The organism is Lentibacillus kimchii, from assembly GCF_042666895.1.
Classification (GTDB): Bacteria; Bacillota; Bacilli; order Bacillales; family Amphibacillaceae; genus Lentibacillus; species Lentibacillus kimchii.
The window spans coordinates 1-13573 of record NZ_JBHTGR010000009.1 but is presented as its reverse complement, the minus strand read 5'-3'; the positions used below and the strand labels follow the sequence as shown (position 1 = coordinate 13573).

The 13573-nt window shown below is 38.3% G+C and carries 10 protein-coding genes; 5 read left to right on the top strand and 5 right to left on the bottom strand.

Going from position 1 to position 13573, the window contains the following annotated elements:
- Nucleotides 1-79 precede the first annotated feature (79 nt).
- The gene (locus tag ACFQU8_RS05590) at nucleotides 80-2719 is read left to right on the top strand and encodes an Ig-like domain-containing protein (protein ID WP_382358216.1); all 2640 of its coding nucleotides are present in this window, start codon (nucleotides 80-82) and stop codon (nucleotides 2717-2719) included.
- A 631-nt stretch (nucleotides 2720-3350) separates the two neighbouring features.
- On the opposite strand, the gene ACFQU8_RS05585 is transcribed toward ACFQU8_RS05590, so the two are convergent.
- Complete coding sequence (locus ACFQU8_RS05585) at nucleotides 3351-4448, bottom strand: integrase core domain-containing protein (protein WP_382358215.1); 1098 nt, start codon at nucleotides 4446-4448, stop codon at nucleotides 3351-3353.
- A 1202-nt stretch (nucleotides 4449-5650) separates the two neighbouring features.
- Between ACFQU8_RS05585 and ACFQU8_RS05580 the strand changes: the two genes are divergently transcribed.
- The gene (locus ACFQU8_RS05580; RefSeq protein WP_382358214.1) at nucleotides 5651-9055 is read left to right on the top strand and encodes an immunoglobulin-like domain-containing protein; all 3405 of its coding nucleotides are present in this window, start codon (nucleotides 5651-5653) and stop codon (nucleotides 9053-9055) included.
- Between the two features lie 409 nt (nucleotides 9056-9464).
- On the opposite strand, the gene ACFQU8_RS05575 is transcribed toward ACFQU8_RS05580, so the two are convergent.
- From ACFQU8_RS05575 to ACFQU8_RS05560, 4 genes are all read right to left on the bottom strand, one after another.
- Entirely contained in the window at nucleotides 9465-9956 is a 492-nt protein-coding gene (locus ACFQU8_RS05575; protein ID WP_382358213.1) for a helix-turn-helix domain-containing protein, read from the bottom strand.
- 119 nt (nucleotides 9957-10075) lie between these two features.
- A complete protein-coding gene (locus ACFQU8_RS05570; protein WP_382358212.1) occupies nucleotides 10076-11167 on the bottom strand; it encodes a DnaD domain-containing protein in 1092 nt (363 codons plus the stop codon).
- A gap of 90 nt (nucleotides 11168-11257) precedes the next feature.
- A complete protein-coding gene (locus tag ACFQU8_RS05565) occupies nucleotides 11258-11818 on the bottom strand; it encodes a sigma-70 family RNA polymerase sigma factor (RefSeq protein ID WP_382358211.1) in 561 nt (186 codons plus the stop codon).
- A gap of 106 nt (nucleotides 11819-11924) precedes the next feature.
- Complete coding sequence (locus ACFQU8_RS05560) at nucleotides 11925-12161, bottom strand: helix-turn-helix domain-containing protein (RefSeq protein WP_382358210.1); 237 nt, start codon at nucleotides 12159-12161, stop codon at nucleotides 11925-11927.
- A gap of 181 nt (nucleotides 12162-12342) precedes the next feature.
- On the opposite strand from ACFQU8_RS05560, the gene ACFQU8_RS05555 reads away from it, so the two are divergent.
- From ACFQU8_RS05555 to ACFQU8_RS05545, 3 genes are all read left to right on the top strand, one after another.
- Entirely contained in the window at nucleotides 12343-12561 is a 219-nt protein-coding gene (locus ACFQU8_RS05555) for a hypothetical protein (RefSeq protein WP_382358209.1), read from the top strand.
- Nucleotides 12562-12884: 323 nt separating this feature from the next.
- Nucleotides 12885-13025: a hypothetical protein gene (locus tag ACFQU8_RS05550; protein WP_382358208.1), complete on the top strand. Its 141-nt coding sequence runs from the start codon at nucleotides 12885-12887 to the stop codon at nucleotides 13023-13025.
- Between the two features lie 69 nt (nucleotides 13026-13094).
- Nucleotides 13095-13355 carry a hypothetical protein gene (locus tag ACFQU8_RS05545; RefSeq protein WP_382358207.1) on the top strand — a complete coding sequence of 87 codons (261 nt, stop codon included), beginning with the start codon at nucleotides 13095-13097 and terminating at the stop codon, nucleotides 13353-13355.
- Nucleotides 13356-13573: the final 218 nt, after the last annotated feature.

Here is a 13573-nt window from a genome sequence, read left to right as displayed (position 1 = left end):
ACCTAGATCACTCTGTGACTCTAGGTTTACAAGGATTTAACTAAGAGATCATGTAAAATTAAGTTGGAGGTATTATAATATGAAAAGACCTTTCAAGGTTATGTCTACTGCATCAGTAGCCGCTGTAGCTGCAACATCATTCGTTGCTGTATCACCGGTTTCTGCAGCTGCAGATGCACAAATAGATGAAGTTAATTTTGAAATTAATGGACAGACTGTAACAGAGAGCGCCGATAGTTTAAACTATCTTAAAAATAATCCAGATGTTGAAGGTCATGACACTTATTTTAATAACGATGGAGATTTAAAAAATCCAATCGAAACAGTTCAAGTGAATGACAAAACTTATGATCCGGCAGCTTTAAACTATGCAAAAAGCCAGAACCCTGATGGTGGAATGAGCGATTGGGTTGAAGCAGCTGATCCAGTAAATACTGAAGCTTCAGTTGACTCTGTAAGTGCGATTAACCCTAAAGAAGCTTCAGTAACAATGAACACTGAGCTTAAAGAGGTTTCAAAAGATAATTTAACAGTTACCAACCAAGACGGTGAAAAACAGTATGTTAAATCCGTTGAAGTGGTTGAACCAGAAGCGCAAACTTTTGCTGCTGGTGAATCAACTAATCTTAAAGTTGAATTCTATAACGACCTCAAATCAGGCGATACGTATACATTCTCAGTTGACGTAGATGGAGAAACAGTATCATCAGACCTTGAATTTGAAATTGGTGAAGCAACCACAATTGAAACTGAGACGACACAAACTGTACAACACAATTCAGGTGAAGTTAATTTATCTAAGGCCTTAGATTATAAAGTTCTTGATGAAAATGGTTTAGATATTACTTCTTCAGCTAACGTTTCATTTGAAACAACTGCTGAATTCAAAAACGATTCGGACTCTGTCATTAATTTGGGCGCTGATGATACTGCATTTGTCTATGTTGTAGCAAATGATAAAGATAGTAAAGAGTTAGTTAAATCCGAAAGAATCTCTGTAAAAGCAGAAGATTCCACACTTGCTGAAATAACTGATTGGACTATTGCTGATAAAAGCCCTGAAGATGCAAGTCTGTTTGAAAGTAAAAACTATGAACAAAACACGACTGTACAAATGAACACTGAAAGTTCACAGTTTGTTCATATAGCTGGTAAGGACCAATTTGGAGAGACAAATTATCCTGATACCGTTAAGTATGAATCTTTAGATAAAACAGTAGCACTAGTTGATCGTAATTCGGGTGAAATCAAACCCCTTAAAGAAGGTAAAGTACCAGTTAAAGTAACAAGCGGTGATGTAACCAAAACAATTGAAGCAGAAGTTGTAGCTGATGCAAAAGCAGCAACACTTGAAGTTGAAGACACAGAAGTATCTATTTCAAATCAAATTACGGACCCAACTAAATTAGATGTTGATGTAAAAGATCAATATGGTAATGGATATACATTAACAGGAGACGAAGAAATTAACATCGAAGTTCTATCAGGAAAGGATGTAGTCGATGCATCATTTGCTGATGGAAAGCTATCAATTGCTCCAAAAAATGAGAAATCAGGTAATGCAACAGTAGAAGTAAAAGTTAATGATGATGTTAAAACAACCGTTAATGTAAATGTTACAGAAGCTGGTGCTGTTGATGATTATACTGTAGAAGGTTTCGAAAATGAACTTGATAAAAATGGCGATAAAAACGATGATACAGAAGATAAAATGAATCTTTCTGTATACCCAGTTGATGCTGATGGCGTGAAAACCGGTCAAGAACCTTCTAATGTTGAATATGAAGTGAAAGATGAAGATGGTAAAGTTGTTTCTACAAATAATCCAGTAGATGCTAATGCAACTGAAGAAAGTGGAAGCAATGATGTATTTAAAGCTGGCGAAACTTATACTGTAACAGCTAAAGTTGGCTCTATCGAAGTATTTAGTGATTCGTTCAACATAGTAGATACTGAGGAAAAAGCATCAGTTGATTTCACAAACAGCACTATTGATGCTGAAAACTTGGATTTCCTTGATGATTTAAATGAAATCGTTAATTCAAAAGATGCTGATGGTAATGATTCTTCAGTAACCGCTGCTACTTTCACATCTGATAATGATGATGTTATTGCCGATGATGGTGTTGATTATCAAGGAGAAGGTGAAGCGACATTGGTAATGGATACTGTCACTGTAGACAATGATGAAATTTCAGTAGATGACATTATTACTTTGAATGTTGATTTCAGTGAAATGGCTAGTTCTCCTAAATCACGCGTTAAACAAGGGGCAACTCAAGTTTCTGGTGTAGAATATAATTATAATAGTGAAAAAGGTAAGGCTACCCTCTCTTATAATTCTGAATCAGCTGATTTTAGCGGAGAAGATCAAAACCCTAATACTGATTTAGGTGCAAATGAAAAACATCTTTATCATGGAGTTCGTGTTGATGCTCCCGATACTGCTAAGTATGTTTCTACCGATGGAGGAAAATTACTTGAAATCGGACAGCATGATCTTACGTATGAGAATCCAAGTGATGGAGCAGGTATCTTTGGTTACTACCCTGTAGGTTATGAAAATGCTGATGGTGACAATATTGCATTTACTGATAACAAAACTTGGACTAAAGTATACACTTGGTTCAATGCTGATAAAGAGGTTATTGGGGTAGACAAATTAGATGTTGAAAGAATTGCTGATGCAGAAGAAAATGCTGAAACAACAGGTGAATAAGAGATAAGTGGATAGAATTTAGCCATTCAATGCTAAATCGTCTATCTAAAGTTGGTAAAAATGCCCTCTCTAGCTTTGGAGAGGGTATTTTTATAAAAAGATAAGATAACTAAATATTCAATAAATAAAAAAGACTATAAGTATCCGCTGTGAGATTTACAAATTTTTTTAGATTTTCAAGGTGCATATTTATAGAACTAGATTTTTAATATGTCATTCATAAATTGGTCAGGTGTAAAGTCTTCCAATTTATTTTTATATCGTGCAACAAATTTGCGTATAAGATTTCTGGGTTTATCCTTAATTTGTTCTATAAATGCCAGGAACTCATCAAAATCGATGGTAACATTAGTCTGTCAGTTGAATATGTTTCGTTCCGGTTTTTTATATGTAACCGTTTTAGGTCTCGTATTAGCTGTAAGCTTCAAAAATTAAAATCGGCAGTAATAATACATAAAAATCCATATGAAATAAACTATATTAGTAGAATTATAGGTCTAATTAAAATTGAAAAATTTAGAAAAGATAGAATTATCGAGGTTAGAATTAAAATAAGACATACCAAAAGAGCCTTTACACAGGATGTTTTTAAAGGCTTTGAGGGGCTAAATATAGAATTGAAAATAAGAAACTAGGCAACTCTTTCATAAGTATGGTATAAACCATTTAGGACAGGAGTCGCTTTTAGTTTTGCTTGATTGATGTTCACAGGTAAATGCGTAGGTGTTGGTATTGGTGTATTGCTGTTGATTCCCTGGTGTGTACGATGCGAATTATAATAGTTGTGAACATACTCATACAGTTTGTTGTGCAGGTGGTTTTCATTTAACGGAATAAGGTGATCGAATAATTCTCTGCGCAATATGCCGTTCACTCTTTCAGCATAAGGATTTTGCCACGGAGAACGAAAAGATGTTGCTTTTGGTTGAATCCCCGAAAAATATAGAAAATCCTTAATTTCTTTCGAACGGAAAACCGGATCGTTATCATGCATGAGATATTTTGGAGCCTTACTATACGGCGTTGCATCTCTGAGGTGCTGCTTGACCCAAGCTGTGTTGGGATTCTTGGTAACGCCGAAATGAATGATTTTGCGTGTCTTATGGTGAATGATAACAAATACATATAAGATCTCGAACTTTATCGTGGGAACGGTTAAAAAGTCCATAGCCCAAGTATCGTCCATGTGATTAGACATAAATGTCTTCCAGGTTTCTAGTTGCTTTTTTGTCGGATTTTTACGAGTCTCTGGCAGGTATTTGGCAATCGTATTAGGTGCTGGCACATCAGTGTAACCTTTTAAGGAAAATTGTTCATGTATTTTTTCGGGAGAATACAAAGAATTGTCTTTAGACATCTTTTTGATTTCGTAAATCCATTCATTTGATAATCTGGGTCGTCCTGGTTTCTGGGATTTTCTTTTCCAATAAATTTTAAATGCTGAACGATGCCATCCAATGACTGTCTTGGGTGTCACAACTTTAAGAACTGACCTCCAAATACTGGAGGTTTTTGAAATAAGAACCCATAGTTGTCTAAATGCTTGATCAGGTCTTGGTGTTGGAAGTTGCTTCTTTTCGTAGTGATGAATATAAAGAGACAATTGACTTCTTAAAGCCATGTTTTCCATTTTAATCTCATGTTTACTCTTGAATCCAAGTTTTATAAACTGCCACAAATAGTATGACCAGTTTTTGAAAAGATTAAGAACATTTTTAATGAAAATCATATGCAACATCCTCCAACCCATAATTTAAAACTAGAATACTAGAAGATGGCAGGATTATACAATACTTTGTCGAAATTAGGTGAGTTGCCTGTTACTCTCGGAATATATCGAACGATTGTTCTTGACAGGAATGAAGTTCTGCGGAGAGAAATCTCTGCGGGACTTTTTTGTTGTATTAATCTGTAACTTATTAAGATGATAATGTTTGAAGACTCTGTATGGGAAGTATCTCATGCAGAATTTTTTTAATGGCCATGCTGGCAGCCTCGACTGATTTTATTCAGGATATCAGTCATCCTCTACCTCACCTCCAAGCCTCTGACGATAAGAATTCTTCAATCAACTGCCGTTGGGCTATACACGTATAAATGGAAGGCTTGTCCCAGCGACTTCAAATAATACTGATAATCCAAAGATATTGAAGGACTCAAAATCCTTAAACCAAATTGCTAAGACCGTAGATCAGCAATTTGGCCTATCAAGAAAAGGGCGGAGTTGGAATCAGCTCCATTATGCATTCTTAATATAAATTTTGAAAAAGAGAGTACTAGACAAAGAATAAAAATTGTAATCTTCGTTTATAATAGTAAGAATGAATTTAAATAACGTAGGAATATTTACTAAATTTAATATGATTAAATTTGAACTTACGTTTTTTCTATTAATGGTTGATACATAAGACTAGGAAGTAAATCATAAGTATGTTTGTAGAAAAATATGAGGAGGATATTTATATATGCGGAATTGATTGACTGCAGCGATTGTTACTGTGGCGAGCACTGCATTAATATCGCCATCTGTTGCAGATGCGAGTGATGCAGATTTGGATCAGGTGAGCTTTGATTCACGAGATAGTCAAGATTATAGATCTTTAGTTAATTAAGATCAGCACCGAATGATGATAATTATTCCACCTATTTTGAAGATAATGGTTCCCTGTAAGAGAAGCCTGAAATCATTATGGTTGATGATGAAATTATCAGGAACTTCTGTATGCGATGAAAGTCGCACGTACAGTGTAGGCTCATTAAAAACCATTCATATAGAATGAATAAGGTGAGAATAGCGACAACGGATCTGGATCTGACGAAGTCTAGGCACCAACAGAAGCAGAAAAAGCACTGGAAACAATCCAAGGCTATGTTAACAACAATGATGCTTCTGAACTAAATCATTTAGAATAATTGGAGGAGTTATACTATATGAATAAACCATTTAAAGTGTTTTCCACCGCATCAGTAGCAGCTGTAGCTGCTACTTCAATGGCTGCAGTAGCGCCAGTTTCTGCTGCAGCGGCAGATGCAGAAATGGATGAAGTGAGTTTTGAAATTGACGGAAATATCGTAACAGAGAATCCCGATCAATTGAACTATATTAAAAATCATCAGGATGCTGATGGTTATGATACTTATTTTAATAACGATGGTAATTTGAAGTATGATATTCAAACGGTCCAAATTAATGACGAAACGTATCTGTTGGACTCAATCAACTACCAAAAAAGCCAAAATCCTGACGGTACATTAGGAGATTGGGTTGAAGATGCTAATCCAATTGACAGTCAAATTTATGTCGACTCTGTAAGCGCAATTAATGCTTATACTGTTGAAGTAACATTCGATAATGATGAAACAACTGAAATTGATCTTGATGAAGCACTTACTGACGGTGAAAACGAAATCACATTTACTTATCAAGGCAATCAGTTCACTGCTACTGTAAGCTATGATGCTGATACAGAAGCACCTGAACTAAGCGTTGATGGTAATAAAACTGTTGAGGTTGAAAATGGTGGAGACTTCAATCTTCCTGATGCAACAGGTACCGATAACCGGGACGAAAACGTTGACGTAACATCAGTCATCACCAATGCTGCTGGTGACGAGCTGGATGAAATCGATACAACAAAAGCAGGAACTTACACAATAACTTACAGTGCCGAAGATGAGGCTGGTAATAAGGCTGATGACGTAGAAGTAACCGTGAACGTTGCTGAAGCAGCTCCACCAGTTCCACCAACCCCAGCAGTTCCAGTAGTTGACTCTGTAGGAGCTAATAATGGCACAGTTACCGTAACATTCAACAAAGATGTTGAAGAAGTACCTGAGGATTTATCTGTTACAAAAGATGACGAAGCACTAGAATTAGATGCTGACGCATTTAAAGTAGTGGATGGCCAAGTAGAAATTACTGTACCTAAAGTTGAAACATCTACTGAAGGGGTAACTAAAGTCACTTACGGTGTTACACAAGGTGATGCTACTCAGGAAGCTACCGTTATAGTTCCTGCTGAGTTATCTCCAGCTACTGATCTAGTTGCTGAAGCTACAGAGGCAGTAGAAGATTTCGAAGCAAATGTTGACTCCGCAGAAAAAGTGGAAGGACTTGTTACTGACAGCGATGAGCGTAATGACGTAATGAATTCTTATGTTCCGGCTGCAAATACCATTCAAAAGTTGAATAGTGGCGAGGAAAAAGAAGAATTACAAAGTCGCTTGGATGCAGCTAATGACGTTCTTATTGCTGCTGGATCTGTAGATAGCTTACAAGATTCTACTGAAGACTTAAATAAGGATAACCTTGACGTTGCGAAGGCAACGGTTACAAAATCTCAAAACTTTGTAGACGCTGTTGAAGATGGCGATGCCAAAGATACCTTACAAGGTCTTATTGACGAAGCCCAAGAAAATATCGATGACTTTACAAAAGCAAATCAAGAGGAAATTGATGAAGCGGTAAACAAGGCACAAGATGCTATTGATCAACTTGGTGAAGACTATAAAGATGTAGAAATCACAGGAGATAACCTCACTGAGGCACAAGACGATGTGTCAAAAGCGAAAGACTTAATTGCAACAGCAAAAGATCTAGATGAGAACGTCGTATTTGAAACGTATGCGCTTGATCAACTAGAAGATAAGATTGCTGATTACATTTCAGATCATCAAGATAAAGTTGATAATGCTGTAAACACAGCACAAGATGCAATTGATAATCTTCCTGAAACGGTAACGTCTGAAAACATTGATGATGTTCGAAATGATGTTGCTGAAGCAAAAGACTTCGTTGCTGATGCACATGAATTAGACGAAAATGTCGTTTTCGAAACATATGCGCTTGATCAACTAGAAGAGCAGTTAGATGCGGTGGATGAAGCAACTAATGCAATTAGTGACATTGGTGATCCAGCGGATTTCTCATTAGAAGATCTTGATGATGATGCAGCTAAAGTAGCTAATGCAGAAGACAAAGTGGAAGTAGTTAAAGACTCAGACGTTAAAGCAGAAAATGTTATTGTTAACTACGATCACTTTGAACTTGCTCAAAACAAAATCGATGAACTAAAAGATCAAATGGAAAATGCAGAAGCAGCATCTATGGATGCTCGATCAGCGCTCACTAATTTGCCAATTGCTGAAAACATTACTTTAGATCATAAAGGTCAAGTAGAAAAGGCTCGTACGGCACTTAATAAGGCAACTGACTTTGATAATGTAAAAGAAGCAGATTTTAATAACGTTTGGAAATTAACTGATGCCGAAGATAAGATTGAAACACTTGAAGAAGAAAAAGAAGAAGCTAATAAAGAAATGATATCTATTGCAAAAGGTGTTACAGGCTTAGTTGATGAAGATGAAGATTTATCAGCTGATGTAGATCAAGCAGCAATTAATGATCTTCAAGCCCGTTTAGATGCAACGAATTATGATACCGAAGAAGATGCTCAATTACTTCAGAAAAAGCTTAATGCAGCACAAGAATTACTAGATGAGAAACAGGAAGCTAATAAAGAAATGGCATCTATTGCAAAAGGTGTTACAGGCTTAGTTGATGAAGATGAAGATTTATCAGCTGATGTAGATCAAGCAGCAATTAATGATCTTCAATCCCGTTTAGATGCAACGAATTATGATACCGAAGAAGATGCTCAACTGCTTCAGAAAAAGCTTAATAAAGCCCAGAAGTTAGTTAGTCAACAAGCATTTGAAGATGAAGTAGCTAAATTCACTAGTGATAATGTTACAGTTAAGCAAGATGCAGAAGTATTAACTCTACCTGAACTAAGTGATGGTTATACTGCTACTGTTGCAAGTTCGACTGATGAAGATGTAATCACATCAAATGGCGAAGTAATACCTCCTGAAAACGAATCAACAGTAGATGTAGAATTCCTTGTTTCGGAACAGAAAGCAAATGGAAAAACAGCAACTACTGACTCTATCGAAGTTACTGTTCCGCAAAGTTCTGATTCTATGGTTAAAGTATTAGAAATCAGAACAAATGATAAAAATGGCAGTTCCTATTGGTCTATTGAAACTGAATTTGAAGAACTGAAAATAAATGAACTACAATCATTAAAGTTCACTTTGTATAATGACGGAGACAACATTGGCGAACAAGAAGCAACAGAAAAAACGCTTAATCTCGAAAAATCAGGTGTTTCAAGTCCATTTTATATAGGTGAAGATACTGAAGATGGTTACTGGAATACAACACAAGTTGTATCAGAAGGCGTAACTCCTGATAAGGTTGAAATGGAGTTTGAAGACAGTGAAGGCAATACGCGCACTGTAGAATCAACAGATACAGGTCGTGACGTTGAATAAACAGAATAAAGAGTTATGTTAGGTAAGAGTCGATTTTTCTAAACTAATCGGTTGCCACATTAGATTCCATACATTAAAAATTGTATGGAATCTTTTTTTTGGTGTGCTGACATAAAAGAAATGACTGTAAGCTTCATGATTAAAAATGGAAAGAATAATACATAAAAATCCATATGAAATAGACTATATTAGTAAAATTATAGATCAAATTAAGATTGAAGATATTTAGTTTTAGTTGAGCTTATGGAAAACGAGTAGCGTGATTGTTATTGAAAACAGCGACAAAAAAGTTATAATTGACGCTTTGGCCAAAAGCTTTGAAAAGTGAATATAACTCCTCATTTTTGAATTGTACCATTTTGCTACTACTAACTTTTCCGAATTGTGATAGTAAAATATGTATTCTTTATTAGGCAGCGGCAGTAATCTCGAGGGAAACGTTTGTGCCTGATTCTTCCTCACCGATTTGAACTCGGATTGTTCCCCAATCGAACTGCACCGCCTCACCAGGCAAATGAACAATGTTTAAGTGGCTTTCCTTCATCTTATTCTTCCCTAGTCTAATGAGTTCTGTTACTTTGGTCCTGGAAATATTGTAACCCTTTGCAAGCAGCAAAAGATAAATTTCTTTGTTGCTTAACTTAATTTGGTGGCGTATGTTGTATGTACTTTTCCTCAACCTTAAAAGATGGTCGATATGTTCTTGTATCTCTTTTATGACCGGATCGTATATAGACGTTTTGGCAGCAGAGGGGAAAATAGATCCAGTATCCTTTAATCGCTTAATGAGATCTGTCACTGTATTTTTGGATACCCCAACTGTCTCAGCAATTTCCCGATAAGGTTTTCCGTTTAGAATAAAATCTAAAATCTCTCTGTATGTTGCATCGTTTAGTGTCATGATAACAACTCCATTATGTCTAGATTAGCAGTTTTTCAGACTGCTAATTAGTTTATCGGAAATATTGAGCGGTAATGTAATAGAACTGGGTGCCAGGTACATAAACAATTCTGAATTGTTTATGTACCTGGCACTGTATGTTGCTTTTTCTTCCCATACTTCGTCAGAAGTCGTTCGCATTCTTCCCATTCGGCCTGGTTGAGGGTTGTATTGTTCTGGGTGGTTGTATTTTGAGCTTGGTCGTGTGTCTGTTTTCGTTCTTGGAACCATGCCGGGATGACTTCAGCCTTTTCAGAATGACGGCTTATGGGTTTTTGGCTGTGCTTACTGCGGAACTGCTGGTCATCAGCTGCAGCTGCTTCAACGGTTTGGATGCCTTTAGTTTGCCATGACTTTAGAATGCCTTTGACGTAACGCCAGGTTGGTTTATTTTGCTCCAAGGCACGTTTCATGGCATCCAGAACGAGTGGATCGCTCATATGGCTGATCCAGTGCTGGATGTCGTCAAGAATATATGGGCTGGCTGTATCAAAATGCTGCTGGTAGAAACCGGCGGCCATGGTTGTTGTGGTTGTTGGGTTTTGTTTTGTCTGGGTTTGGTTTAAGTCTTGTTTAATTAATGGGGCCGCACTGTGGACCGGATTGTCGTCAGTGTTGCGGTCCAGATTGTGGCCCGGGATGTGGACTGGATGGCGGTCATGGCTTCGGACCGGTGCTTTGTCCGTCGCGTGGTTCGTAGTGCTCGTCTGAACTGTGGCGGTCGTTGTGTGGGCCGCGGTGTAGTCCGCTGTATCGTCGGGTGCCGGGCGATTCTGGTTAGCTTGCTGGTTTTCCTGCTCTGCGGCAGGGTCTTCTGCTGGGTGAGCGTCAGACTGGTCGGATGGATTCGGTTGCGTGGCGGCAGTAGCGGCGACAGGTTCGGTGAATGATTTGATTTGGGACAGCATACGATATGTCGGAGCTTGGTTGCCGCTGCCGGGTGTCACGTGGATGTGGCCTTTTTCACTGAGTTCTGTGCGAGCGCGCTTGAAAGTGGTGCCTTTGATGCCGGAATGGACTTCAAGCATACTGGCAGGAACGGTGAACGTCGTTTGCCAGCCCGATTTATTGTTGAAATGCATCAAAGCGTGCCAGACGGCGATGGCCGACCCGGACAGGGGATTGAATACGAGCGTGTCATCAAAGGCGTTCAGTTCTTTAATATAATTCATATGAATGCTCCTTGTCGTGGTTATTTGGAGTGGGTGCCAGGCACATAAACGAATTGTTTATGTACCTCGCACTTTGGAGAGAGCGGCACTCTATGGGTTGAGTTTGTCCAGTATGTCGCTGTGACTGCGCAGCTTTTTCCTGACTTGTTTGGCCCAGCTTTTCACGGATTCAACGGAGACGCCTTCCTGCTCGGCGATTTCCGGCATGCTCATGCCGTCGATAATATGATACTGCACCCATTTCCATTGCTTGTCTGTCAGTTGGGATTTGAGATCGTTCCAGAGAGTGGGATCGTTCGGTTCAGGGCTGGACGCGTTTGTCAGAGGCTGAGCGTTTTCACCTTCACTAACACGGTGATTGCCATCAGTCAGTTGTGTGCTGAACTCATGGGCGGCTCGGTCTTTCAGATCTGTGTGGCGATTTTCCTTGCGCATGAGGTCAATGAGGCGGTTCCGGATCATGTAGTTGAAGTAGGTTGCCATGGGGCCTTTGTCCGGCTGATATTTCTCGTAGGCATTCCACATCGCAATGAGGCCTTCCTGAAAGAATTCCTGATGCGGATCGCGGATGTTCATTTTGTGAAGCTGGTAATGAATCCGCCGCTTGTTCTGCTCGAAGATTTCCTCGAACGTTATTTTGTTGTTTTCCATGTGGTCTAGCTCCTTTGTGGGGTTGATAAAGGGAAGATATATACGGGTTTTAACTTTTGAAGGAAAAATGGCGGGTGATTCTGTCGAGAAGTATCAAAACAATTATTTATTTGTTATGAACACATTCATGAATTTCCTCAAAGAAGTAAAGAGGACAGCCAAATTCAGCATGCAGTTTGAGTAAGTAATTGGATGATATGCTGTAAATTCCACGTTCAACAGCACCTAAGTATTTATCATTCATACCAGTGTTCCAAGCAAATTCTTCAATGGATTTCAGCTGTTGTTTGCGATACTTGCGAATTACTCTGCCAGTACAAATTTGAGTTACCTCATTATCCACGCATATCCCCCTTTTCAAGGTTCATTATCCTTAAAGGGAATTAAATGGAACACCGTGTATTTACGGTTTTGTTTGGTCTGGGGAAACATTAGGACGAGACATCGTTGAGGTGCCTGTCACTTCCCGGAATATGTCGAACGGTTGTTGTTGACAAGAATGTATTGGGGACAGTCCCCCACTATTGCAGCCGTATGGCCAAGGCGGTGAAATTCCGCGCTACACCATTCCAGGCGTTGGGAAGACAAAAACCGTCCAGATGATTCACTCACTGGATCAGATGGTCACGGACTTTTCCAGAGAGAAGAATATGTCGCAGCGGGATATATTTGAGGTGGCCCTGATTAATTTCTTCAAAGCCTACGGGTATGAGCGGCAGGTAGAGGTGTTGCTGAACCAATGAGGGTACATTCTTTAAGTAGGATGTACCTTTTCATGTAAAAGATATTTGGAATTGTAAGCTGGTATGCCATGACTGCCATCATAGGCTTCGAAAAGTCTATAAGCTGCACAAATCTTGACATTTATATCCTGAGTCGGATATATTAGAATCATAGGGTACGATGAGGGACGTGTAGTCAGCATGTCAAGGTTTCAAGTGCAGTTTAGTGACCAAGAATCAATAAAAATAGATGACATCATTTCGTTTAAAAGTGACCAAGTTGCTGAAATAAAAGTACAAAAGATAAGAGTAATCCTGATGCTTATACAATACCGATTAGTTTTATGAAAAGAGAAAGCGGTAATCGAGTCATTAAAATCATAACTGTCATATCAGAGAATAGAAGTCAGGCTGAAGCAATGGAAACTTCTCTTGCCGAGAAAAACCTTGAAGCGCTGAAGGAACTAAAGAAAAAACTGAATTAAGATTAAACTCTCGTTAAATTTATCTTATAAGTCATATGTATAGATCATAGAGTAAAGGGGGAAGATAAAATGAGTACATTATCCATGGAGGCTCCCGTAATGAGCGGTCAAACGGATAATCTAACCAGAGACATGGTTTGGCATGTATCTTCTGACAAGAAAATGACTGTTCGGAATGTGCCTTACTCTATGATGGACACTGATGGCGAAGAAATTATCAGCTTAGATGTGTCTATTAAACTTGAATTGATACGCGAACTGATATTGCAAGAAGAAGTTCCTCAGGATGTTGATTTTAATGACATAGCTGACGTGGAAGTTTCAGATTAAATAGGGGACAGTCCCCCACTACTTTAAAATTACGGTATAATTTGGTCTGGGGAAACATTTGGATGAAGAATCGCATTATGGCAGCGTTTAGAGCACATTAGTTTAATTAAAAAAGTGAGCGAATTTCATAATTCATAGCCCTTGCGGCGCAAGGACTTAAAAACGTAAAAAAGGAAGTACCTCCCCAAATCTTGTATAATGGTAGTTGAACTAAAACA